This is a genomic window from Vagococcus sp. WN80Y, from assembly GCF_059621045.1.
The window spans coordinates 36,789-59,451 of sequence record NZ_JCAQHY010000170.1; the positions used below are offsets into that span (position 1 = coordinate 36,789).

The following is a 22,663-nucleotide window of genomic DNA, read 5'->3' on the forward strand; positions in this document are numbered from 1 at the left end:
CAATGGAAATAGGCAAAATTATCCACATTCGCCCTTTCTGGTCGTATGATAAGTGTAGCAAAAGAAAGCAGATTTTAATTTTATCGATAAAGGCAAAATCTCACCATTTACCATTACATGGAGGGATTAAAATGAAAAAAAAGTTAATAATTAGTTTGATGGCTTTAGTGACAATTATAGGTGTTACCGGAACCCTATTTTACGCCCGAAGCTCGCATCTTGCTGCACAAGAAAGAATTGAAAAGAAACGTAAAGAAGCAGTCTTAATTAAAGCAACTGCAAAAAATAAAGAAACCGAACCGCCTAAAATGATTGGCCAGAAAGATTGGGCGGTTACTCAAGGAACCAAAGTTGATGTTTTAACAGGGGTGACTGCTAAAGATTATGCAGGTAAAAGCGTAACAGTAACCGCTAGTGACTTTACGACAGACAAAGTCGGCGATCAAGCAGTCACATTAACGGCCGAAGATGATGTACATCACGTCACAACTAACACCATCACCATCCACGTTAGTGCCCCAGTTCAAGCCACTGAGCCAGAGGTCACTGACACCAGTAGCTCCGTTGAGGCTCAACCTGTGGAAGAAGCACCTGTTTACGAAGAAATTGCTGAATCAGTGGTAGTTGCAGAAGCACCGGCTGAAAGCCAACCCGCTCCAGCAAGCGAACCAGCTTGGGCACCAAACACGATGTATCTTGGTGGCATCAGTATTTCTTATGAGAATGCAGGACAAGGAAGTGGTCAAGCTGTTATTGATAGCAACCCAAATGTCATTGCAACTTGGGGAGGGGCTGCTGTTCAATCAGGAAGTGACGGAGCCAATACTCACTTTATCGGACATAATCCAGGTGTTTTTGGGACATTATTTTCACTCTCTAATGGTAGCCAAATCACTGTAACTGACGGCGCTGGTACCCCAACTTACTATACAGTCAACCAACTTATTCAAGTAGATGACTACGCGACTGGCATCTCAGATGGTCAAAGTTATTCTGATGCTATCGTCGGCTCTGGTGGTGGCGAACGAATCACTCTTCAAACATGTATTAACGATGATATTAATCTGATTGTTATGGCTAACGCAGCGTAATAATAGCCTGACACAATAGCTGATAATGTAAGGGAGTCAGCTATTGTGTTGCTTTGTATTGTCCGTCTCTTTCTCAACCAACCTCGTTACCAACTAGTTGTTCTACTACAACACTCCTAACTTTTCTTCATTATATTCCTATCTAATATAGCCAAATAGTCGCGTCACTTCTTTATAAAAAAACGGTTAAAAAATGATAATTAGAAACTTCCTCATTAACTCCTAATGATTTGACAATATCCTCGCTACAAAGGTGAGTTTTTATGATATACTCATACTTGTCTTTGAATTTTTATGCATAGAACTATGCTGAATTCATAGTAATCAAAAGGAGGAGTAATTCAATGACTAAAAAGTCTAATAACGCGCCAAAGCGCGATTTAACCAAAATCAAGACACCTCATACTTATGCGATTATTTTCGGAGTGGTTATCGCTTGTTGGTTATTAACATTTTTAATTCCTGCAGGAAAATTTAGTGTAAATGAAGTGGAAATTGAAGGAGCAGATGGTCAAATGACCACTAGAACGGTTCTTGACAAAGAATCATTCCGCTATAGCTACGCCCTCAATCAATCATTTGTCTTTGATCAGCTAGAGGATCTAGCAACAGATCAAACGGCTTTAAGCGAGCTTGATGTTGATCAAAACGCACTCAAAGCTACACTGGCAGACGGTGAAAAAGAGCTGTCACAAGATGCTCTGGATGAACTGTCCTTAACAGATGATGTTTTATACGATCTTTACGGTAAAAAAATCTATGATACCGATAAAAAGCTACATAAAACAGCTAATCTATGGGGAACCGATGATTTTGGTGGATTTGGTTTCCTAAATTATATCTTTGAAGGTCTTACCTCTGGCGATAAATATGGCTCAGCTGTGGGGATTGTCGCACTTATTTTAGTGGTCGGTGGGTCATTCGGAATCATCATGGCAACTGGCGCAATTGACGCTGGTATTTATGCGTTTATCAACAAAACCCGTGGCTTAGAGCGTTTAGCTCTACCTGTTATCTTCTTTATGTTCTCACTAGGTGGCGCCACTTTTGGAATGGCCGAAGAGGTTATCCCTTTTGCAATGATTATGGTGCCATTTGTAATCGCTCTTGGCTATGACTCAATTGTCGCGATTACCGCAACCTATGTCGCCTCTCAAATTGGAAATGCCGCCTCATGGATGAGTCCTTTCAGTATCGCTGTCGCTCAAGGGATTGCAGGGGTTCCTGTCCTATCTGGTGCTACCTTCCGACTAACTATGTGGGTTGTTATCACAACTCTTTCAGCAGGCTATATGATGGTCTACGCTGAGCGGATTCGTAAAAAACCAGTTTTATCAACAACTCATCAATCTGATCAGTACTTCCGTGATCGAATTGCTACTACAACCGAAGAACAAAAGCCTTTTACTCTAGGTCATAAATTAATTCTATTGGAAATGCTTGCCGTTTTGATTTGGATTATTTGGGGTGTGACTGCCAAAGGCTACTACATACCAGAAATCGCGTCTCAATTTTTCGTTATGGGCTTAGTTGCAGGGATTATCGCTGTTATCTTTAAACTAAACGATATGGGGATCAATGAAATTGCCTCTTCTTTCCAATCTGGTGTGGCTGATTTGGCCGGCACAGCAATTGTGGTGGGAATGGCTAAAGGTATCCTATTAGTGTTAGGCGGAGCCGATGCAAACGTCCCTTCTGCTCTAAATACGATGCTTTACAGTATTGGGAACCTATTGACCGGCGTACCTAGCATGATCGGCGCATGGTTTATGTATATCTTCCAAAGCTTATTTAACTTAGTAGTGACGTCTAATTCCGGACAAGCGGCTCTAACGATGCCAATCATGGCACCGTTAGCAGATATTCTAGGTGTCTCTCGTCAAGTTGCAGTCCTAGCTTACCAATTAGGAGCTGGTTTCGTTGATGCCTTTACACCTGTTTCCGCTAGCTTAATCGGCGTTCTTGGTGTGGCTCGTATTGATTGGACAAAATGGGCTAAATTCCAAATTAAAATGCAAGGCTTTCTCTTTGTTTTGGGAACAGCCTTCATCATTATTGCTGTCCTAATCGGTTTGCAGTAATTAATCCTACATAGAAACGAGGTCTTACCGTGAAACTAATTCGTCAAGCTACTGTTTACGCACCTGAGTATCTCGGTCTGAAAGATGTCTTAATTGTTAACGATAAAATTCACTTGATTGAGGGCCAGATTAAATTAACCGAACTGCCCTTTGCCGTTGAGGAAATTGATGGCACGGGGAAAATACTAACACCTGGCTTCATCGACTGTCACTTTCATCTACTTGGTGGTGGCGGTGAGGGCGGTTTTCAAAATCGCACACCAGAGGTCACACTAAGCAACCTTACGACAGCTGGCGTTACAACCGTGGTTGGTTGCTTGGGAACAGATGGGGTTGGTCGCGATATGACTGCCCTAATCGCTAAAGCTAAGGGATTAGAGATCGAAGGACTCTCAACTTATCTTTATGAGGGTTCTTACCGGTTACCAATTGATCCGATCAGTGATTCCCTAATTAAGGATTTTATGATTATTGACAAGGTCATTGGTATTGGGGAAATTGCGATCTCAGATCATCGATCATCACAACCAACTTTTGAAGAATTTAGCAGAGCCGTCGCAGATGCCCGTGTCGGTGGCATGTTATCAAACAAAGCAGGCATCGTTAATGTCCATCTTGGCGGCGGTCAGCGCAAACTTGATTTAATCAATCGTGTCATTGAAGAAACTGAGATTCCTATCAGTCAATTCTTACCTACTCACGCTAATCGCACACCAGAGGTTTTTGAAGCCTGTCTTGACTTTGCCAAACGAGGCGGCGTTATCGACTTCACAGCTAGTGACAACCCCCTATTTTGGGAAGAACAAGATGGAGAAGTCAGCTTCGCTAAAGGTCTAAAGCGGTTGATTGCGGAAGGCATCGACCTAACTAATTTCACGATGTCCTCAGATGGCCAAGGAAGCTTACCTTACTTCGATGACAATAATGAGTTTATCGGCTTAGGAGTAGGCAGCTCAAAAGCATTGCTTATCTGTATAAAAGATGCTTTCTTCGAGCAAGAAATACCACTGGAAACTATTTTGAGAGCTGTCACAATCAATCCTGCAACCATTTTGAAATTGACAACCAAAGGACAAATTGCGGCTGGCTTTGATGCTGACCTTTGTCTCCTAGATGCTGAGACACTAGACATTGACACCGTCATCGCTAAAGGACAGACTATGGTTGCCAACCAACAAATTACTGTATACGGCACATTTGAACAAACAACCTAAAAAGAAGGCGAGACAAAAGTGAGGTCACTTTTATCTCGCCTTCTTTTTTCTTACTCTGCCTTCCTAAATCGCTTGATCAATTGCTTGATTGCCCACGCAACTAAAACACCGACGATAATTCCAGAGCCTAATCCTAACACATGAGTACTATTTTCTTTCGTCACAATTCCTGATATCCTTGAAGCAATCAACAAGCCGACACCAACTGTAAATGAGAGTGGCAACACTAACTGTTGAACCCTTCGCTGAATTCCCGTGTCCTTTTTCGATGCTAGTTGAATTAATTTCGTTTTTGCATACATGAGAATAACTAAATTGCCAAACATGATTAACACTAGCAAGATAATGGAATTGTTGCCAATATCAAAACCATTAACGCCATTCGCCTTCAATAACACTAATCCTAGCAATAGCAGGTTAACAACTGAGCTTGCTCCTAAAAGTAACTGACTCTCCTTCATTGCTGCCTTTCTCCTAATATCTTCTACCATACCATTGTCCTCCTTCAATAATCTGTCCAGAGAAATGTCATAAAGATTACTCAAGGCAATCAAGCTATCAATGTCTGGGTAACTACGACCCGTCTCCCAGCTAGATATTGTTTGTCGTGACACGAATAATTCTGTAGCAACTGCTTCCTGTGTCAATTCGCGCTTGTTTCGCTCAATTCTTAATTGGTCCCCAAATTTCATCTCATCACTTCCTCTGTAAGTTTACTGTAGAATAACTTCCTTAATAATACTAGACGAGCCTTGTTGCATGCAACTTTTTTCGCGCTAAGTAACTCAGCAACCGTATCAATTCGCTGTTTCTCTAAGCAATTGCAACTATGTTGCAATAAGGTTGCACGCCATTTTTTCTCCACTAATCTGTCCTAGCCTTTCAGCCGAAACGATTCTTAAAATTATTTCCACTGAATTATTCTCTCATTCAGCAAGAAAAACATGACGTCAGATCAAATATCCGATACAATATAGGAAGAAACTTGAGGAGGATATCCATTATGAAATTTATCTCATGGAATGTCAATGGCTTGCGTGCTGTTGTAAAAAAAGGCTTTATTGACATTTTTAACGAGTTAGACGCAGATTTTTTCTGTCTCCAAGAAACAAAACTTCAAGAAGGACAGATAGACTTAGAGTTACCTGGTTATCACCAGTATTGGAACTACGCAGTCAAAAAAGGGTACTCTGGCACCGCTATTTTTGCCAAAGAAGAGGCCATTTCAGTCACTTATGGAATCGGGATTGAGCATCACGATCAAGAAGGTCGCGTTATTACACTCGAATATCCTGACTTTTTCTTAGTAACCTGCTATACCCCTAATTCCCAAAATGAACTGAAGCGATTAGACTACCGTATGACATGGGAAGAAGATTTCAAAGCGTATTTGAATCAGCTAGATGCTCAAAAACCAGTAATTTTATGTGGTGATTTAAATGTTGCTCATGAAAATATTGACTTAAAAAATTGGAAAACTAATCGTAAAAATGCCGGTTTCTCTGATGAAGAACGCGAAAAATTCAGTTTATTATTAAATGAAGGCTTCGTTGATACTTTCCGTCATTTTTATCCAGATTTAGAAGGCGCCTATTCATGGTGGAGTTACCGTTTCAACGCTCGGCAAAACAATGCTGGTTGGCGAATCGATTATTTTGTCACATCTGAGCGTTTAAATGATCGATTAGTTGAAGCAACCATCCATAACGAAATTTTGGGTAGCGATCATTGTCCCGTAGAATTAATCATTAACTAAAAAAGGAGGGCTCTCCCTACCATGATAAAAAAATTCTTACACGTGGCAGTCATACTGATTCTTAGCTTAAGTTTAACCCCTTTAGCCTTTGCTGAAGAAACCGATGCAACCTTAATTGGTGATTTAGTTTATGACAAAGAAACCCATACTCTAACAGGGAAAACGGCACCAGATGCCAATGTCTCACTAGCTGATATTGTCGGCACAATAACAGCCGATGAAGAAGGTAATTTCTCTGTCCCTATTCCTGACAACTTGGAAACTACTACTATCAACATCATGGATGTTATCAATGATAAGTCAGCCGATGTCAATTTTGATTTTGTCACAGGCAAAATCATGACACAAGAACCCATTGCGACTCCTCTAAGTGAAACATCAGAAAGTTCAGTCAGCAGATTGGCTACTTCAACAAGTCAAAAAATGACTGAAAACAAACAGGAACCTTCACCTAAAAAGGATTCCTCTCTCTTATTTTGGCTGTTAATCCTGGTCATTGTTATCATACTGACTATTTTAGGTCTTTTCTTGTATCATAGAAAAAAAAGACAACTACAAGCCGAAAAAGAGCGCGCTAGAAAAAAAGCAAAAGGATCACGCCGACGTAAACGTCGAAAAAAATCAACACAGTAGCTTAAGAAGGAAGTGAGGAAATCCCCTCCTTCCTTTTTTCTTTCTATAAAATGAGCTATAATAGAAGGAACAGAGGTCATCAACTTAACATTCTTTTCTAAATAAAGCGTGTTGAACTATATAATTACTCAAGATGACTCAACTGTGGATCATTACACCCTATTCAGTAAGGAGTCCTATCACTATGAACTTTATCGCCTTTGACTTTGAAACGGCCAATTTTCAAAAACATAGCGCCTGTTCCGTCGCCCTAATCATGGTCCAAGATGACCAAATTGTGGGACGTTACTACTCGCTTATAAAACCTGAAACAGAGTTCCATTGGAAAAATATTCAAATTCACGGGATTCACCCCGAAGATGTTGCTGATGCCCCAAAATTTCCTGAGGTTTGGCGCGAGATTCAAGATTACTTTCAGGAAAATCGATTGATTGTTGCTCACAATGCTACGTTTGATTGTGGTGTCTTAAAAGGTTGTCTTGATTACTATGGCCTTGAACAGCCACATTATTTATCACTTTGTACGGTCCGCACCAGTAAAAAGCTCTTTCCAGAGTTTGAAAATCATAAACTAAACACAGTAAGTGATAAGCTTGGCATCACCTTGGACAATCATCATAATGCCTTGGATGATAGCTTAGCTTGCGCTAATATTTTATTATATCAAGCCAATCAATTTGGTGTTGATCCGTTAAAGAAACTAGTTAAATACATGTAAATTTATTTTCAACAAAAAAGAGTCTAGGATTATAGTGACCCCTAAATCCCTGACTCTTTTTTTGGTGGTTGTAGCTAGTCTAATGACTCCTTATAAAACTGCCTTAATTCGGTTTAGTAATGCTCCACCCTGTGGCCCTGGAGAAAACTCAAGTCCACGACTATCTACCGTTTCCTGATAAGTCAAAATTAATTCAACATACGTATCCGGTAGTTCAGCTTCAATCAGTTTCCCCCACTCGACAATCGTGACACCTTCTGATTCAAAATACTCATCCAGACCTAGCTCGCTAGCACCATCCTCTAATCGGTAAACATCCATATGAAACAAAGGCAGCCGGCCCTTACGGTATTCACGAACAATCGTATAGGTTGGTGACTTTACCATCTGCTCGATTCCCAATCCCTTTGCAATTCCTTTAGTAAAGGTTGTTTTACCTGCTCCTAGCTCCCCTGTCAAAACCAAACAATCGCCACTCTCTAGCATCCCACCAATTTTTTCAGCAACTATTTGCGTATCCACTTCATTTCTTAAATTAATCTCACACATATTTTGACCTCTCTTAAAAAAAATAGACGAAATAATCTTCTTAACCTAGTATACTCATTCAGACAAAAAAAAACTACCCAACAACGCTGAGTAGTTTTGTCTATTCTTTATTTCATTAATGATTGTCCTGCAGTAATAATCGATAATTTGTATACTTCTTCTTCGTTACAACCACGAGATAAGTCAGAAACAGGTTTGTTTAACCCTTGTAAAATTGGTCCAATTGCTTCAAAGTTACCGAAACGTTGAGCAATTTTATAGCCAATGTTACCTGATTGAATTTCAGGGAAAACGAAGACTGTTGCTTGACCCGCTACCTTTGAATCAGGTGCTTTTTGTTGACCAACAGAGGCAACATAAGCCGCATCAAATTGTAACTCGCCATCAATTTCATACTCTGGTGCCAATTCTTGGGCGATTTTAGTTGCTTCTTCAACTTTTGTAACTTCTTCTGACTTAGCAGAGCCTTTCGTAGAAAAACTCAACATTGCCACCTTAGGATCAATGCCAAACATTTCAGCTGTTTTAGCACTTGCAACAGCAATCTCAGCTAATTCTTGCGCATTTGGGTTAACGTTAATCGCACAATCAGAGAAAATGTATTTTTCTTCATCACGACCACGAACCATTAGGAAGGCACCACTTGTACGGCTGATACCAGGTTTAGTTTTGATAATTTGTAAGGCAGGACGAACAGTGTCACCTGTTGAGTGAATCGCACCACTAACCATGCCATCGGCTTTATCCATATAAGTTAGCATTGTACCAAAGTAGTTAGGATCTTTTAAAATCGTTCTAGCTTGATCTTCTGTCACTTTACCTTTACGGCGCTCAACAAAAGCAGCTACCATTTCATCAAACTCAGGATATGTTTCTGGATTGATCAACGTCAAACCAGATGTTCTTAGGCCACGACTATTAGCAATTTCTTCAATCTCTGTCTCGTTACCAATAACGATAGGTTCTAACAAGCCTTCAGCACTTAATCGAATTGCTGCACCAAGCACTCTTAAATCCGTTCCTTCTGGAAAAACAATCTTAACATTTTTCCCTTGAATTTGTTCCTTTAAGCCTTCAAAAATATCCACTATAGTACCTCCAATAATTGGTTTATTTCTTTCTTCTCTATCATACACCCAATCACTTAAAAAGAACAGTTTAAATTAGCTGTATCACATTATTTTATTCATAACTTAATCGACTCTTCATCCCGTTGTCATTTATTTAGTGATACAGATTAAAGAAGCTTATCATACAGTTTCAGGCAATTGCCAATCAATTGGTTTTTGACCATTAGCCACAAGAGCTTGATTGGTTTTTGAAAACGGTCGTGTGCCAAAAAAACCACGGTGGGCAGATAGTGGACTTGGGTGGGGGCCCTCCAAAATAAGGTGCCGCGTCCCATCAATCATCTTGCCTTTTGTTTGAGCAGGCTTGCCCCACAAAATAAATACAATCGGTTCTTTTCGTTCATTCAACTTCTTGATAATCTCATCAGTCAGCTTCTCCCACCCACGATTTCGATGAGAATTAGCTTGCCCATCTCTCACTGTTAAAACCGTATTCAAAAGTAACACGCCTTGTCGTGCCCACTTTTCCAAATACCCATGCGCAACCGATTGGTAACCTAAATCACTGGCTAACTCTTTATAAATATTTCGTAATGACGGAGGAATTTTATTGCCAGGCAACACTGAGAAACTTAGTCCGTGAGCCTGATTTGGCCCATGATAAGGGTCTTGTCCCAAAATAACCACTTTAACTTCTTCGTAAGAAGTCAGATTGAGTGCCTCAAATATCCGATCCTCAGCTGGATAAATTGTTGTTGTTTGATACTCCATATCCAAAAAATCTTGCAACGCCTGACAATAAGGCTTTTTTGCCTCTTCTACTAATAAATCATGCCAACCATTTGTTGGTAACTGTCTCACATAACTCACATCCTTTAATAACTAGCATACTAAAACAATCGGTGACACTCAAGTGGCAACTGCATAAAAAAGGAAAGTGGAACAAAAGTTGGCTCACTACGTTTTACTATGTTACGATCACATTAACTCCTATATGAAACATCAAAGAGTGCTAAGGTATCGGAGTGACATAACGCTCGGAGCAAAACGATTTTATATCCCAGCTTACTTTCAGAAAGCTGACAACAACTTTACATGCTGAATTGACAAAAAAATGGTAAACTAGAGTGGACGACATTATGTCTGACATTAGCCATCATTGACTACAACTTTACTAAAGAAAACCAATTCATTAGGAGGAAATTAGATGATTAAATTAATTGCATCAGATATGGACGGAACATTATTAGGGACACGGATGAATGTGCCTCAAGAAAATATCGATGCTATCCATTTTGCAGAGGAAAAAGGCATTCAATTTATGGTTGCAACAGGACGCGGGTACACAGAGGCTAAACCACCTTTAGATGAAGCTGGTATCAGTTGTCCGATGATCGCAGTGAACGGCGCTCAAGCCTTTGATAAGGACGGAAATATCTTATTTACCATCGATTTTAAGCGAGAAAATGCCAAAAAAATCATTTCTGTTCTGCAAGCTCACAATGTTTACTTTGAAATTGCCACTGATCATGGCATATACTCTGACAATCAACTTCAACGAATCGAAAATGCGGCAATTATGTTAGCCAACCAATTACCACATTTAACTTTTAAAATGGCGATTGCTATGGCCGCTGCTCACTTAGAACTACTTGATATTAATTATGTCAGTGACTACCAAGAGCTCGTGGCAGACGAACACGTGAAGTTTTTAAAATTTATCGTATTCTCACAAGAAGGAGCAAAAGTACTTGATCCCTTGCGTAAAGAAGTCGAAAAATTACCAGACTTGATTGTCACGTCTTCCTTCGGTAACAACATTGAAATTAACCATGTAGACGCACAAAAAGGGATTGCGGTTAAACATATTGCAAAAGATCTTGGCATTCCATTAGAAGAGGTCATGACTATTGGCGATAACTTCAACGATGTCAGCATGTTGGAAGTTGCTGGCGTTAGCTTTGCTATGGGCAATGCAGAAGAAGGCGTGAAGCATGTCGCTCGTTACGAAACCGACCATCATATGGAAGCTGGTGTAGGGAAAGCAATTATTCGCGCAATCGAAGAAAATTTGTAATAAACTACAACTACCATAGAAACCACTTAGTTTGAGAAAGGTGTGATTCAATGACCCACTACTATATTCGCCAAAACTTATTAGCCAGCAGCAGTCGTACGGTAATCAAAAATCAACACGGCGAATCACTCTACCTAATGGTTGGTCGCTGGGGCATGCGAGGTGACGTTCTTTCTCTCTATCAAATGAATGGTGACATCGTCGCTAGCATTAAACAAGCAAATTTTGCTTTTAAATACGGCTCTCGCTTCGATCTCTATCATGAATTTGAAAAAGTCGGTTCATTACAACGAATACTTTCTTTTAATCGCGATTTTTATTATGTTCACCAACTTGGTTGGGTGGTAATCGGTGACATTGGAAATCATGAATATGCCATCTATCACTTAAACCGGTGTGTCATGAAGATGGAAAAGGCTACTTTGACCACTGGTGATTTTTACTCCCTCGAAATAGCTAAAGAAGAAGAGGCGCCTCTTTGTATTTGTATTGCTGCAGTTCTTGATTACTGGCTATTGAATCGCAAAAAGAACATCGCCTCCTCTAAAAAACACCTACCAAATTTAAGTTTTGACTAATAAAAAGGATGAGATCACTATATATGTGGTCTCATCCTTTTTAGTTAAATATTTTTTTGCATATGATCGTACGAGTGACCACTGATCGTAGCTCGACCAACTTCCTTAAAGCCATGACGAAGATAAAGTTGCTTCGCACGAGGATTCCCATCATCCACACTTAGTCCAATCCGACAGGCTCCTTTTTCGGTTGCAAACCTTGGTAACGCCTCTAACAACTGAGCACCGATACCGCGTCCTTGCTGATCTTCACGAACCGCAATGCTATCTAAATACCATTCATTATCAAAGGCCTCTTGATCTGTAAACATCACTTCATCCTCTGGAATTCCAAAGTTTGTATAAATAGCTGCCAGTGGCTGATCTATGATTTTTTCATCTTCCGCTAAATAACCAAAAGCAACCCCTAATATCTCGCCCTCTTCTTCTAAAATAATTCCACGTGTGTAACTATACCGGAAGGTCTCATCACTAAATGCTTCTGTCAAAACTGCTTTTAAAGTTTCTTCGCCATATTTCTGTAAAAATTCTAGCTCCATATCTTTTAAAATAATCATAATTAACGGTACTACCTGATTAACATCAGATTTATTTGCTGAACGTATCACATTTTTCCCTCCTAATTTACTCTCATTAAAAATTGTACGAGTCTCTTTAAGAAAAGTCAACCATGTCATGAGTTTCTATGGGTAAACAACCCTTGCAACCAACCTAAATATGACGTTGCATACCTATTACTCCAAACAAAAAACCCATCAAATTTAACTGATGGGTTCATATTCTAAATCTTATAATACGGTAATATTAATTTGACGACGCCCAAATTGAATAGCTTCTGGGTTACTACCAACAAAGATGTCAATAATATAACCATTGACCGCTCCGCCTGTATCTTCAGCAATATATACGCCAGAATACTGTGGCATACTAGGAACTTCGATTTGAACTCGACTACCTAAAGGAATCTTACTTGGATCTACCGCAATTGTTCTACCTGGCGTTGGAACTGTCCCAGTCGCAGTATTATTACCTGTTGCAACATAAGCCGTTGCTTGACCAGAAATACCTCCAGTAGCTGGGGGTGTCACTGCTGGTGGCGTCGGTGTCGGCCCAGGAGGGGTCGGTTGTTGGCCACCTGCTGTGTCTCCTGCATTCGAACTAGAATCAGTTGACTCAGAATTACTTGTTGAAGTTTGCGTCTCAACTACTTGTTTAGCTGCTTCTTCTTTAAGTCGTGCTTCTTCAGCTGCCTTAGCAACAGCCGCTTCTCGAGCTGCATTCTCTTTATTAATTCGTTCAGTTGTTAGACTATTTAAAGTAGAGGCATTTGCTGAAAGTTTTTCTTTTAGTCCAGCTACTTCCGTATCTAGAGCTTCTTTTTCAGTTTTTGCTGTCTCTTGTTGTGTCTCTAAATTCGTTTGTGTCTCAACTAATTTTGTTTCTAATTGACTCAATTTTTCTTTGTCTTCATATAAAGAATCAATTTTAGTTTTTTCTGCATTTTGCAAAACTGTCACAGCATAGGCCCGATTAATAAAATCTGAGAAACTATCAGCTTCTAACAGAGCTTGCAGTGAACTTTGACCGACTCCACGTAACTGAGCATCTTTCATTCGTTCTGCAACGACCTCAGTCCGTTTTTCAATACTCTCTTGCGTAGCAATAATATCTGTTTCTGTTTTTTCTATTTCTTTCCGTGATTCAGAAATTTGTGTGTCTAGTTTTGCTAAATCTTGATATTTACTGTTAACTTCTGCAACGACTGTATCGATTTCTGCGTTAATTGATTCGCCTTCTTTTTTGACTTCAGCTTCTTTTGTTTTAATATCTTCTACAGACTCAGCTAAAGTTATACTTGGCATAACTGTTGCAACTAATACAGTTAGAACCATTAGATAGGTTATTTTCCGTGATTTCAACACCCACAACACCTTTCATTACCCTTTATATCTTACATAATTATTGTCTCTTTTAAAAGCTTCACTCCTACATTATACTCGAAAACCTTAAGAGAAATATAACAATTCCTTTACAATATATTACAAAATCGCTAATCTATAGGTAGCATGTAATATTAATAAAATAGTAAAGGAGTTTTTTTCATGCCTAAACAACTATACTACGCTGCACCACTTTTTTCAAATATGGAGTTGCAGTACAACGACTATCTTGTCAACAAGCTGCGCGACCGTTACCCTGAAGAAACATTTTATGTCCCACAAGAACAGATGAGTATTAACGATAAAAGTAATTATGCTGATTCAATGACTATCGCTAAATACGATACAGATGCACTTCTGGCAAGTAAAGTTATGATCGCCATTCTTGATGGCCCTGTAATTGACGTCGGCGTAGCATCAGAAATCGGCGTAGCCTATCAAGCTGGAATTCCCATAGTCGCTCTTTTCTCTGATAGTCGCCAACAAGGAGCAAATTCACCAGAAAAATTAGCAGCTCTCCAAGAAGTAGCCGAATCACAATTTCCATACGCAAATCTCTACACCATCGGTTTGGTCAAACTTAATGGTAAAGTCTTGGCCAATGAATCAGACTGGCTAACAGAAATTGGAAACTATCTATAATACACTTATACCATTCGTAAAAAAAGCAGTAGGAAGAACGTTTATTCTTCCTGCTTTTTTGTTACATAATTGTTACAACCTCCTGAAAACCCGCATTCTACGTGGACGCAACCAATAAGTGCGAAAAAAACAGTTATTTTTCTGGCACTTCCTTGTATACTGAAACTAACAAAAGAGGAGGTTATCCAGTATGAAACTAGCTGAGAATTTAAAATATTACCGAGAAGCAAACGGACTTACTCAAGATGCAGTAGCTCACGAATTACGAATCTCTCGACAGTCAATCTCAAAATGGGAGACAGGCGAAAGCTACCCTAGTATCGACAACTTAATCGCTCTGAGGCGCCTCTTTAATCAATCAATTGATGAATTAATTATGGGTGAAAAATTTCTACCACTTCCGTTCAGTGTCGGCCAAAGTCGCTCAGTAAAAAAACAGTTTTTAAAACGTCCATTGATTATTAGTTGTGCGATTGCCTTTACTGTAACCATCGCCGCTTCTTCACTAGTCTGGGGAACATTGACTTTTCTATTAGTCTTGTTACTTTCTATTTTCTTTTTCTATACTATCGCCGTTGATTTAGTTTACCAACATTGGATTTTAGAAAAAAAAGGGCTGTGGTACTTACCACCGACAACTAACTTTCGCTCCCAACTAAGACGAACCATGGCTATTCTCCAAAAAAAAGAGAGGAACTTATTAACTAATGTGGCTTATACGGATCTATCAACAATTGAGCTCGTTTACCAAAAAAAGGCGTTCGATTTGTTTCAAATAAGTCCTTTTCAATATGACTTACTTCCCATGATGCTCTTATCAACTCAAGATCCTTTTTATTTTTTGATAACAACTAAACAAGGGCAAGAAATCAAGCTAGATTTGACCATTGATCACCGCCATCAACAAATTGCCTATAGCCATTTGAAAGAAATTTGTCAGTTTTTTGAAGAAAAACAGCTTCCAGTCACAGATTCTCTTAACATTGTCGAGATTCAACAACAAAATCTTAATCTTTATAGCTATCTTTACCACGGAACTAAAATCTCCCTTAATTCCTCACATTGATTAACTGATCATCACTAAAACGGAGGTAGGACAACGGTCCTACCTCCTGCTAATTTCACAATTATTAAGCAACAATTTCATTTCCAAGATTATACTGTCGGCAAGCCCAACTCAGTCATCACTCGTGACACAATATCGGGTACTTTTGCCATTGCACCAATTCCAATATCTCCACAAGCTAACCGTTCAACAACAGGTTCAATTTCCTGATAGCCATAGCGAGCAAGCTTTTCTCTATTTTCCTTAGTAACAGGCTGCTCGTACATCTTAGTATTCATAGCTGGGGCATACAGTTTAGGCGTTGTAGTTGGGGTTGCCATACAAACTGTCGACAGCATATCATCAGCTATTCCGTTGGTAATCTTGCCGATCATATTAGCCGTCGTTGGGGCAATTAAAATTAAGTCACTGTTTTGAGCCAAATAAATATGATTAATTCGCTCTACTGATGGCTCTGTCATAACATCCACATGAACTGGATTTTCTGACAAAATCTGCATCGTCAAAGGGGTAATGAACTGCGTGCTATTTTTCGTCATTATTACATGCACGTCAATTCCCTGTTTTTTTAATTCTGTTACAATTGTTGCTGCTTTATAGGCAGCAATACTAGCACTAACACCTAATACCACTCGTTTCATCTAATTATTTCTTCCCTTCATTGTCTGCTCAACAATCCCTTGAGCAATTTCTTGCTTGGTGCCATAACTCGTGATTCCACCCGCTCGATCAATCAAGTGGCCGACATGCTGGTCACCATTTATCTTTGTTTTGTCATTAGCTAAAACAAAGTCACATTCGTTTTTAGTCATGATATCTGTCGCCACAGCCATCAGATGTTCCTCTGTCACGTCAACCAACAACTTGAAACCAACCAAACACGTCGTTGGTTGCAACTGTTTAATTAACCCTATAACCTTAGGTGTTTGCTTTAACTGAAAGTACATCGTGTCCGTTTGTGAACTTAACTTTTGAGGCACACTACTTATCGGATCAAATGCCTGTTTCAAGCCCTCTTCAGTATTCTCATTCAAAGATAGCTTAGCCAGTAGCTGTTCTTGACTTGCAGTACCAGCTAAAAAATAATCACTAACTGCCATACTATGAACAACCACATCGAATCGTATTGTCTTCAGTTGGTTGGTAACCTCTGTTAGTAAATCCTGGACAGATTCAACCTTAATCAGAGCAATAGCCGGATTTGTTGGTTTAAACGCGCGCTTCGTACTAATCAAGGTTACCTGAACATCTGGCAACAAACTATACGTATCAGCAATTAAACTACCTAAACGCCCAGTAGAAAAATTAGTAATTGCTCTGACATCATCAATCCGTTCAGAGGTTCCGCCCGCCGTAATTAATACTCGCATACTTTTGTCACCCTATTCTCTATACTTATTTCCCTATCTAGTGTAGTAGAGATTCTCTGAAAAAGAAAGTACTTAGTTTGGTTTAACTAAAATAAAATTAGAAGATGGCTGTTGCTCTTTAATAATTTCTAACAGACTTTTTTTAACTAAAATGTTGAACGATTGATCATCAACAACTGATAATCATTATCAATTATGGTATACTACTAAATGATATTCGCTTCTCCGAAGGTGGAATCATCCACACAGTCTACAATTAAGATTGTGAAAAAACAAGCATTTTGAAGAAGGAGCTTTTATACATTATGGGAAAAACACTAAAGATCCAAGACATGATCACAATTGGGGTCTATTCTGCTATTTATTTCGTCCTAACTGCCATTGCATCCGGAGCTGGAACAGCCTTGTTACCTGGTTTTTCAGTTATTTTACTACCAGGATTTTGCGCACTCATCACAGGCCCGGTTTACTTATTATTAATCAAAAAAGTACCAAAATTTGGGGCTATTTCTACTATGGGAATTATTATGGGGCTATTCTTCATTTTAATCGGTCGCTTTATCTTAGCGATAGTTCCTCATATCGTCTTCGGAATGGGCGCAGATCTAATTGCTAGAAAAGGAAAGTACGTTGATCGACGCCTGAATCAACTAAGCTTTTTAGTTTTCTCACTTAATATGACCGGACCTATTCTGCCTTTATGGTTTTTCAAAAATGGCTATACTCAAAATCTTGTCAATCGCGGGAAAGACGCTGAGTATATCGCCCACACATTCGCTTCTATCACTTGGCCAAATTTAGCTGTCTGCCTACTTTTCACTCTTATCTGCGGGGCAATCGGTATTGTGATCGGTCGTAAACTTATAGATAAGCACTTTTCAACTTTATAAATCAACTGATGAGCCCAATGAAAGGAGATTGTTCTTTGTCTCGCAAATTTACTTTAGACACACAAACAAAATTATTATTAATCCTTTTCGCTAATTTTTTGACTTTTTTTCAATTTTCTTTAACAGATGAACTAATCAGCGTTGCCTTTCTTTTGCTGATTACCTTAATAGTAAGCGGCCCAAAACGTACTATGATTTATAGCGCCATTTATCTGAGCTGCATTGCTATTGAACAATTACTTATCGGCCATTATCTTAATTATTTTGTTTCATTTTTTTCATTGTACGCTGTCACACTCAGACGCCTTCTACCACTTTTACTTGTTGGCCATCTCTTTATTGCCACAACCAAGGTTTCAGAATTAACCTATACCTTAAGAAAATGGCGGTTACCAGAATTTATTGTCATTCCCTTTAGCGTCTTGTTTCGTTTTTTTCCAACACTTAAAGGAGATTATCGACACATTCGTTCTGCCATGCGCTTAAGAGGTATTGCTGTAACAAATGTCGAGTTATTCAAGCACCCTATTCAGACGTTAGAATATATCGTGGTGCCCCTTTTGATGTCTGCTACAGTGACGGCTACAGATTTAAGTGCTGCCGCTCTAACAAGAGGTATCTCAAATCCAACGAAACAAACAACAATCCACCCAAACGGTTTAAAGCTCCTAGACTATTTAGTTTTAGGCACTGCTTTAGGACTGATCATTCTGAGAGGAATCCGATAACATGAGTATCAAATTGAATCATGTCTCATTTCACTATGAAAAGACTCACGGCTTAAACAACGTCTCTTTCACCGTTGCACCAGGAGAATGCCTCGTACTTTGTGGGAAAAGTGGCTGCGGTAAAACAACCCTGACACGGCTAATCAACGGCTTAATCCCTGAGTTATTTGAAGGAACCATCACTGGACAAATAGACATCAATCAATATCAGACAAATGAAACGCCGATTTATACTTTATCTGAAATTATTGGCTCAGTTTTTCAAAATCCTAAAACTCAATTTTTTACAGTGGATGTTGAAAGTGAGCTAGCTTTTGCTTGTGAAAACAAGGGAATGTCCCCTACGATTATCCGCGAGCGAATGATCGAAGTTGCTCAATTATTTGATATCACACATCTGCTAGGCCGAAAAATGTTTGACCTGTCCGGTGGAGAAAAACAGCTAGTCGCTTTTGCTTCTGCTTACATGATTCAACCGGAAATACTTGTCCTAGATGAACCCTCAAGCAACTTAGATTTGGCGACAATTGAAAAAATAAAGCAAATTCTTTTAGCCATTAAAAAGCGCGGATGTACTATAATAATCGCAGAACATCGGCTCTATTACCTTAGAGAATTAGCTGATCGATTTATCTTAATTGTCGAAGGAACTCTTCATGCAAGCTATACCGCTCAAGAGTTTGCAACCCTCGAACAACCTATTTTAAAAGAACTAGGCTTACGAACTCTATCGCTGGGAAACATCGATACCCAAGCGCCAATCGTCACTCAACAACACCCCTCCGACATCTTGGAGCTTACGTCTCTTGAAGTCCGATACCCTAAAGCAAAAACCAATGCTTTAGAATTTAGTAGCTTACGTGTTACCTCAGGAAATGTGATCGGCGTTTTGGGACGCAACGGTGCTGGGAAAACGACATTTGCCCGAGCCTTATGTGGTTTACACAAGAAAATCAGTGGCAGTATTAAACTGAACGGCACTAACCTATCACAACAAGATCGCCTTCACCAAAGTTTTTTAGTTATGCAAGATGTTAACTATCAACTTTTTTGTGAAACGGTTGAGAAAGAACTGTTGTTAAAAGCTAAAAGATCCAACTTATTTAACGAGGTTGTCTCTTCATTTAATTTAAGAGAACTTTTAAACCGTCATCCAATGAGCCTTTCTGGCGGTCAAAAACAACGCGTTGCAATAGCCACTGCCGTTTTATCTGGGAAAAAAATCATTGTTTTAGATGAACCAACTAGTGGACTGGATTATTATCACATGCAACAAGTAAGTCAAATGGTTGCCAACCTGCGATATTTAAATGTTTTCATCTTTATTATCAGCCACGATGTCGAGTTCATTCAAAGCAGCTGTACACACTTATTAACCATCACTCAGGGAAAAAAGGCAGCTGAATTTGCTTTGGATCATTCTACTATTCCCGACTTAGTGACCATCTTTAATCAGCTCAGCAAGTAACGATAGGGTTAAAGCACTACTTTCAGAATTTTTTCTGAGATGACTGCTTTTATCCTATCTTTTTTGTTGACCTACTATTTCTCCATAATATCTACAAAACTCTTATTTATACTAAATACAAGAAACAACTAACTCAAACTTGGAGGAAAAACATGAAACACAACAATCAACTTATTACTATTGCTCTTATTTTAATCACTATTGCAGGAATTGGCTGGTTTGTCACGAGTAAAGCTGAGGAAACAGCCACGCGTCCTCAACAAGATCAATTAATCGACACACCACTCGTAGAAGAAGTCACAACAAAAACGATGGAAACTCAAACTAATCAAGGCCGTCACCGCAATCAAACAACTAACGGACAACATTGTCACGAACAATGGACTGAATAAAGAAAGAAGGAACTATTTATGTTAAATCACTGTACAAACTTTTTTTCTCGAGGAGGATTTGGTATGATGATGCCAATGGGATTAATTTGGGGCTTTTTATTTATTGTAGGAGGAATTTTATTATGGCGTACACTTATGACAAGAAGTCAACAAGAACAGCTTGTTACTGAGCCTTCTCAACAAGAAAGTGCTCAAGATATCTTATTAAAAGAATTTGCTAAAGGAAATCTTACAGAAGAAGAATACTTAGCTAAGAAAAAATACATAGACCAATAAACGAGAATCAGCAGGAGACGAGAATATGAAAATCTTAATTGTAGACGACGAACCCAAAATACTAGATATTGTCGAGGCCTATTTAGTTGCCAGTCACTACACAGTTATCAGAGCTACTACTGGCTCTGAAGCGTTAAGTCTCGTTTCCAAAGTCACTCCTGATCTGATCGTTCTTGATTTAATGCTTCCTGATGTCAATGGAATAGACGTCTGTCTTCAATTACGTCAACAATCACCCATTCCTATTATCATGCTAACAGCAAAATCAGCAGAGGAAGATATTTTGACTGGTCTCACTAGTGGCGCAGATGATTACCTGGTGAAACCCTTTAGCCCTAAAGAGCTTGTGGCAAGAATAGCGACTGTTCTACGAAGAATTACGCCAACAAACAGTGAAGCAACGCTTATCTATCACGAGTTAGCTATCCACTCCGAAACTCGGCAAGCTTTCTTAAAATCTACCGAGCTTAATTTAACCGCAACAGAATTTGATTTACTAGAAACTCTTGCGAAAAGGCCACAGCAAGTTTTCACACGTGAGCAGCTGATTGAACAGATTAAAGGGGACGATTTTGACGGATTTGACCGTGCAATTGATTCACACATAAAAAATTTACGGCAAAAGTTAGGCGATAATCCACGAAGTCCTACCTATATTATAACCGTTCATGGTAGTGGCTACCGCTTTGGGAGCCGCCTATGAAGCGGACAATTCGTACACAATTACTCGTTTCTTTCTTACTGATTTCTGTTCTCTTAATTGGTTTTTTAAGTATTATCACTATCAACCTAATGAACAATCACTTTGCTAAGTATGTAGATGATAAATACGCAGAAACATTAACAGGTTACCAACTATCTATAGAGAATGCTTTCGATAGTCGTTCTAATTATTGGGACCAGGACGCGGTCTCAGCAGTTGGTGAGCAAGCAAGTCTTAATAATGTCCTATTAACAGTTACCAACTTAGACAACCAGTTGATTTGGAGTACAGAAACAAATCAAGAAACTAAAGGTAATGGGCGTCACCATATGATGCGTGATCATTGCGCTGAGGCAGTGAAACGAATTGATAAAACCAATCCTGATTATGTCGAAACCAACCTGCCTTTAAAAGTTGGCAACCAACAGGTTGGTTCTATTACTTTTGGCTACTATGGCGCCCTAAAGTACACTAAAGGCGACCTGCAATTTATGAGTACAATGAAGCGAAATCTTGTTTTCATTTTTATTCTAGCATTGCCACTTTCATTACTGCTCGCTTCACTTATTGCACGTCAAATCAGTACGCCTCTCATCACTGTAAACAAGCGCACAAAAAAAGTGGCTGAAGGAGATTACTCACAGCAGATTGAATTAAAAACGCCAATCACTGAAATCAGTGAACTCATTAATTCTGTTAATGAGTTGACCCAACGCTTAACAACTCAAGATATACGACGCAAACAACTATCAACTGACATTGCCCACGAACTCAGAACCCCTTTGACTACCCTCCAAGGGAATGTTGAGGCAATGATAGATGGAATTTGGGATGTAACACCAGAACGCTTGCAAGCTTGTCATGAGGAAATTTTACGCTTAACCCGACTGGTCGCAACTATTGATAAAATTTCGCGATTAGAAGAACAACAGGAAACATTAGTCATGACTACTTTCGATTTATTTGAATTAAGTCAACAAATTGCGGCTAATTTTGCTGTTGCATTTAAAGAAAAGCAATTAGTGTTTAACTTAGAGGGAAACACTGCTTTAATTACAGCTGATAAAGATCAATTGAGTCAAGTCCTTACCAATTTACTATCTAATGGTGTAAAATTTACGCCCATAGGTGGTAAAATTACTGTTAAAATCACTACAGACAGCGACAACGTTAACCTACTTGTTAGTGATTCTGGCATTGGCCTAAGCCCTGAGGAGCAACACTTGATATTTGATCGCTTTTACATGGCTGATTACGCTCGTAATCGTCAAGTTGGGGGGCAAGGTGTTGGCTTGGCTATCGTAAAAAGCATTGTAGAATCTCATCGCGGTAATATTTATGTAAACAGTGAGCCACATAAAGGAACAACCTTTACTATCTCCTTACCAAAAAAATAAACTTGCCAGCCGCTCTTATCTAGA

General features: G+C 39.2%; 26 protein-coding genes. 17 read left to right on the forward strand and 9 right to left on the reverse strand.

All coding sequences use genetic code 11. The features are described from left to right. Nucleotides 1–131: 131 nt before the first annotated feature. From AC5KOD_RS17900 to iadA, 3 genes are all read left to right on the forward strand, one after another. A complete protein-coding gene (locus AC5KOD_RS17900) occupies nt 132–1,091 on the forward strand; it encodes a sortase domain-containing protein (protein ID WP_496915954.1) in 960 nt (319 codons plus the stop codon). A gap of 344 nt (nt 1,092–1,435) precedes the next feature. After that, nucleotides 1,436–3,172: a putative basic amino acid antiporter YfcC gene (gene yfcC, locus AC5KOD_RS17905; protein WP_496915955.1), complete on the forward strand. Its 1,737-nt coding sequence runs from the start codon at nt 1,436–1,438 to the stop codon at nt 3,170–3,172. A 29-nt stretch (nt 3,173–3,201) separates the two neighbouring features. Continuing rightward, nucleotides 3,202–4,386 (forward strand): beta-aspartyl-peptidase, encoded by a 1,185-nt coding sequence (gene iadA / locus AC5KOD_RS17910; protein WP_496915956.1) that lies wholly within the window; start codon nt 3,202–3,204, stop codon nt 4,384–4,386. A gap of 50 nt (nt 4,387–4,436) precedes the next feature. Here the strand turns inward: iadA and AC5KOD_RS17915 are convergent, their stop codons facing one another. Both AC5KOD_RS17915 and AC5KOD_RS17920 read right to left on the reverse strand, forming a co-directional pair. Further along, nucleotides 4,437–5,078, reverse strand: coding sequence for a helix-turn-helix domain-containing protein (locus tag AC5KOD_RS17915; RefSeq protein WP_496915957.1), 642 nt, complete (start codon nt 5,076–5,078; stop codon nt 4,437–4,439). Continuing rightward, the gene (locus tag AC5KOD_RS17920) at nt 5,075–5,251 is read right to left on the reverse strand and encodes a hypothetical protein (RefSeq protein WP_496915958.1); all 177 of its coding nucleotides are present in this window, start codon (nt 5,249–5,251) and stop codon (nt 5,075–5,077) included. The genes AC5KOD_RS17915 and AC5KOD_RS17920 overlap by 4 nt, the downstream gene beginning before the upstream one ends. Nucleotides 5,252–5,389: 138 nt before the next feature. Between AC5KOD_RS17920 and AC5KOD_RS17925 the strand changes: the two genes are divergently transcribed. The 3 genes from AC5KOD_RS17925 to AC5KOD_RS17935 all read left to right on the forward strand — a co-directional run bounded on the left by AC5KOD_RS17925 (nt 5,390) and on the right by AC5KOD_RS17935 (nt 7,493). Then, nucleotides 5,390–6,142: an exodeoxyribonuclease III gene (locus AC5KOD_RS17925; RefSeq protein WP_496915959.1), complete on the forward strand. Its 753-nt coding sequence runs from the start codon at nt 5,390–5,392 to the stop codon at nt 6,140–6,142. A gap of 21 nt (nt 6,143–6,163) precedes the next feature. Next, nucleotides 6,164–6,775, forward strand: a complete 612-nt coding sequence (locus tag AC5KOD_RS17930; protein WP_496915960.1) for a hypothetical protein — start codon at nt 6,164–6,166, stop codon at nt 6,773–6,775. A gap of 184 nt (nt 6,776–6,959) precedes the next feature. Further along, the gene (locus AC5KOD_RS17935) at nt 6,960–7,493 is read left to right on the forward strand and encodes a 3'-5' exonuclease (RefSeq protein WP_496915961.1); all 534 of its coding nucleotides are present in this window, start codon (nt 6,960–6,962) and stop codon (nt 7,491–7,493) included. Nucleotides 7,494–7,583: 90 nt separating this feature from the next. Here AC5KOD_RS17935 and tsaE read toward each other — a convergent pair whose 3' ends face one another. From tsaE to AC5KOD_RS17950, 3 genes are all read right to left on the reverse strand, one after another. Next, nucleotides 7,584–8,042 carry a tRNA (adenosine(37)-N6)-threonylcarbamoyltransferase complex ATPase subunit type 1 TsaE gene (gene tsaE, locus AC5KOD_RS17940; RefSeq protein ID WP_496915962.1) on the reverse strand — a complete coding sequence of 153 codons (459 nt, stop codon included), beginning with the start codon at nt 8,040–8,042 and terminating at the stop codon, nt 7,584–7,586. Between the two features lie 107 nt (nt 8,043–8,149). Next, complete coding sequence (gene pta / locus AC5KOD_RS17945; RefSeq protein WP_496915963.1) at nt 8,150–9,130, reverse strand: phosphate acetyltransferase; 981 nt, start codon at nt 9,128–9,130, stop codon at nt 8,150–8,152. Nucleotides 9,131–9,292: 162 nt separating this feature from the next. After that, nucleotides 9,293–9,982, reverse strand: coding sequence for a uracil-DNA glycosylase (locus AC5KOD_RS17950; RefSeq protein ID WP_496915964.1), 690 nt, complete (start codon nt 9,980–9,982; stop codon nt 9,293–9,295). Nucleotides 9,983–10,319: 337 nt separating this feature from the next. On the opposite strand from AC5KOD_RS17950, the gene AC5KOD_RS17955 reads away from it, so the two are divergent. Together AC5KOD_RS17955 and AC5KOD_RS17960 are read left to right on the forward strand one after the other, a co-directional pair. Continuing rightward, the gene (locus AC5KOD_RS17955) at nt 10,320–11,189 is read left to right on the forward strand and encodes a Cof-type HAD-IIB family hydrolase (protein WP_496915965.1); all 870 of its coding nucleotides are present in this window, start codon (nt 10,320–10,322) and stop codon (nt 11,187–11,189) included. A gap of 50 nt (nt 11,190–11,239) precedes the next feature. Continuing rightward, nucleotides 11,240–11,767 carry an LURP-one-related/scramblase family protein gene (locus tag AC5KOD_RS17960; protein ID WP_496915966.1) on the forward strand — a complete coding sequence of 176 codons (528 nt, stop codon included), beginning with the start codon at nt 11,240–11,242 and terminating at the stop codon, nt 11,765–11,767. A gap of 44 nt (nt 11,768–11,811) precedes the next feature. On the opposite strand, the gene AC5KOD_RS17965 is transcribed toward AC5KOD_RS17960, so the two are convergent. Together AC5KOD_RS17965 and AC5KOD_RS17970 are read right to left on the reverse strand one after the other, a co-directional pair. After that, complete coding sequence (locus AC5KOD_RS17965) at nt 11,812–12,375, reverse strand: GNAT family N-acetyltransferase (RefSeq protein WP_496915967.1); 564 nt, start codon at nt 12,373–12,375, stop codon at nt 11,812–11,814. A gap of 180 nt (nt 12,376–12,555) precedes the next feature. Continuing rightward, nucleotides 12,556–13,686: a 3D domain-containing protein gene (locus AC5KOD_RS17970; RefSeq protein WP_496915968.1), complete on the reverse strand. Its 1,131-nt coding sequence runs from the start codon at nt 13,684–13,686 to the stop codon at nt 12,556–12,558. Nucleotides 13,687–13,869: 183 nt separating this feature from the next. Here AC5KOD_RS17970 and AC5KOD_RS17975 point away from each other — a divergent pair, with 183 nt between their 5' ends. Together AC5KOD_RS17975 and AC5KOD_RS17980 are read left to right on the forward strand one after the other, a co-directional pair. Next, nucleotides 13,870–14,349 carry a nucleoside 2-deoxyribosyltransferase gene (locus AC5KOD_RS17975; RefSeq protein ID WP_496915969.1) on the forward strand — a complete coding sequence of 160 codons (480 nt, stop codon included), beginning with the start codon at nt 13,870–13,872 and terminating at the stop codon, nt 14,347–14,349. Between the two features lie 190 nt (nt 14,350–14,539). After that, nucleotides 14,540–15,415 (forward strand): helix-turn-helix transcriptional regulator, encoded by an 876-nt coding sequence (locus AC5KOD_RS17980; protein WP_496915970.1) that lies wholly within the window; start codon nt 14,540–14,542, stop codon nt 15,413–15,415. A gap of 89 nt (nt 15,416–15,504) precedes the next feature. Here the strand turns inward: AC5KOD_RS17980 and AC5KOD_RS17985 are convergent, their stop codons facing one another. Both AC5KOD_RS17985 and coaB read right to left on the reverse strand, forming a co-directional pair. Further along, nucleotides 15,505–16,056 (reverse strand): flavoprotein, encoded by a 552-nt coding sequence (locus AC5KOD_RS17985; protein ID WP_496915971.1) that lies wholly within the window; start codon nt 16,054–16,056, stop codon nt 15,505–15,507. Then, entirely contained in the window at nt 16,057–16,785 is a 729-nt protein-coding gene (gene coaB / locus AC5KOD_RS17990; protein WP_496915972.1) for a phosphopantothenate--cysteine ligase, read from the reverse strand. It lies immediately after the preceding gene. A 305-nt stretch (nt 16,786–17,090) separates the two neighbouring features. Between coaB and AC5KOD_RS17995 the strand changes: the two genes are divergently transcribed. From AC5KOD_RS17995 to AC5KOD_RS18025, 7 genes are all read left to right on the forward strand, one after another. After that, nucleotides 17,091–17,675: an MptD family putative ECF transporter S component gene (locus AC5KOD_RS17995; protein WP_496915973.1), complete on the forward strand. Its 585-nt coding sequence runs from the start codon at nt 17,091–17,093 to the stop codon at nt 17,673–17,675. Between the two features lie 35 nt (nt 17,676–17,710). After that, entirely contained in the window at nt 17,711–18,403 is a 693-nt protein-coding gene (locus tag AC5KOD_RS18000; RefSeq protein WP_496915974.1) for an energy-coupling factor transporter transmembrane component T, read from the forward strand. A 1-nt stretch (nt 18,404) separates the two neighbouring features. Then, nucleotides 18,405–19,871 carry an ABC transporter ATP-binding protein gene (locus AC5KOD_RS18005; RefSeq protein WP_496915975.1) on the forward strand — a complete coding sequence of 489 codons (1,467 nt, stop codon included), beginning with the start codon at nt 18,405–18,407 and terminating at the stop codon, nt 19,869–19,871. Between the two features lie 152 nt (nt 19,872–20,023). Next, on the forward strand, nt 20,024–20,263 hold the full coding sequence (locus AC5KOD_RS18010) for a hypothetical protein (protein ID WP_496915976.1): 240 nt from the start codon (nt 20,024–20,026) through the stop codon (nt 20,261–20,263). A gap of 63 nt (nt 20,264–20,326) precedes the next feature. Further along, complete coding sequence (locus AC5KOD_RS18015; RefSeq protein WP_496915977.1) at nt 20,327–20,539, forward strand: SHOCT domain-containing protein; 213 nt, start codon at nt 20,327–20,329, stop codon at nt 20,537–20,539. 25 nt (nt 20,540–20,564) lie between these two features. Then, nucleotides 20,565–21,242, forward strand: a complete 678-nt coding sequence (locus tag AC5KOD_RS18020) for a response regulator transcription factor (protein ID WP_496915978.1) — start codon at nt 20,565–20,567, stop codon at nt 21,240–21,242. Continuing rightward, the gene (locus tag AC5KOD_RS18025; RefSeq protein ID WP_496915979.1) at nt 21,239–22,639 is read left to right on the forward strand and encodes a HAMP domain-containing sensor histidine kinase; all 1,401 of its coding nucleotides are present in this window, start codon (nt 21,239–21,241) and stop codon (nt 22,637–22,639) included. Before AC5KOD_RS18020 ends, AC5KOD_RS18025 begins: the two co-directional genes overlap by 4 nt. Nucleotides 22,640–22,663: the final 24 nt, after the last annotated feature.

Excerpts from the sequence above, each read along its gene's own strand:
- AC5KOD_RS17975 (WP_496915969.1), top strand. The coding sequence starts at position 13,870 with ATGCCTAAACAACTATACTACGCTGCACCACTTTTTTCAAATATGGAG.
- AC5KOD_RS18005 (WP_496915975.1), top strand. The coding sequence starts at position 18,405 with ATGAGTATCAAATTGAATCATGTCTCATTTCACTATGAAAAGACTCAC.
- AC5KOD_RS17900 (WP_496915954.1), top strand. The coding sequence starts at position 132 with ATGAAAAAAAAGTTAATAATTAGTTTGATGGCTTTAGTGACAATTATA.
- AC5KOD_RS17930 (WP_496915960.1), top strand. The coding sequence starts at position 6,164 with ATGATAAAAAAATTCTTACACGTGGCAGTCATACTGATTCTTAGCTTA.
- AC5KOD_RS17955 (WP_496915965.1), top strand. The coding sequence starts at position 10,320 with ATGATTAAATTAATTGCATCAGATATGGACGGAACATTATTAGGGACA.
- yfcC (WP_496915955.1), top strand. The coding sequence starts at position 1,436 with ATGACTAAAAAGTCTAATAACGCGCCAAAGCGCGATTTAACCAAAATC.
- AC5KOD_RS17980 (WP_496915970.1), top strand. The coding sequence starts at position 14,540 with ATGAAACTAGCTGAGAATTTAAAATATTACCGAGAAGCAAACGGACTT.
- AC5KOD_RS18025 (WP_496915979.1), top strand. The coding sequence starts at position 21,239 with ATGAAGCGGACAATTCGTACACAATTACTCGTTTCTTTCTTACTGATT.
- AC5KOD_RS17985 (WP_496915971.1), bottom strand. The coding sequence starts at position 16,056 with ATGAAACGAGTGGTATTAGGTGTTAGTGCTAGTATTGCTGCCTATAAA.
- AC5KOD_RS18010 (WP_496915976.1), top strand. The coding sequence starts at position 20,024 with ATGAAACACAACAATCAACTTATTACTATTGCTCTTATTTTAATCACT.
- tsaE (WP_496915962.1), bottom strand. The coding sequence starts at position 8,042 with ATGTGTGAGATTAATTTAAGAAATGAAGTGGATACGCAAATAGTTGCT.
- AC5KOD_RS17925 (WP_496915959.1), top strand. The coding sequence starts at position 5,390 with ATGAAATTTATCTCATGGAATGTCAATGGCTTGCGTGCTGTTGTAAAA.
- coaB (WP_496915972.1), bottom strand. The coding sequence starts at position 16,785 with ATGCGAGTATTAATTACGGCGGGCGGAACCTCTGAACGGATTGATGAT.
- AC5KOD_RS17995 (WP_496915973.1), top strand. The coding sequence starts at position 17,091 with ATGGGAAAAACACTAAAGATCCAAGACATGATCACAATTGGGGTCTAT.
- AC5KOD_RS17935 (WP_496915961.1), top strand. The coding sequence starts at position 6,960 with ATGAACTTTATCGCCTTTGACTTTGAAACGGCCAATTTTCAAAAACAT.
- AC5KOD_RS18015 (WP_496915977.1), top strand. The coding sequence starts at position 20,327 with ATGATGATGCCAATGGGATTAATTTGGGGCTTTTTATTTATTGTAGGA.
- AC5KOD_RS17915 (WP_496915957.1), bottom strand. The coding sequence starts at position 5,078 with ATGAAATTTGGGGACCAATTAAGAATTGAGCGAAACAAGCGCGAATTG.
- AC5KOD_RS18020 (WP_496915978.1), top strand. The coding sequence starts at position 20,565 with ATGAAAATCTTAATTGTAGACGACGAACCCAAAATACTAGATATTGTC.
- AC5KOD_RS17960 (WP_496915966.1), top strand. The coding sequence starts at position 11,240 with ATGACCCACTACTATATTCGCCAAAACTTATTAGCCAGCAGCAGTCGT.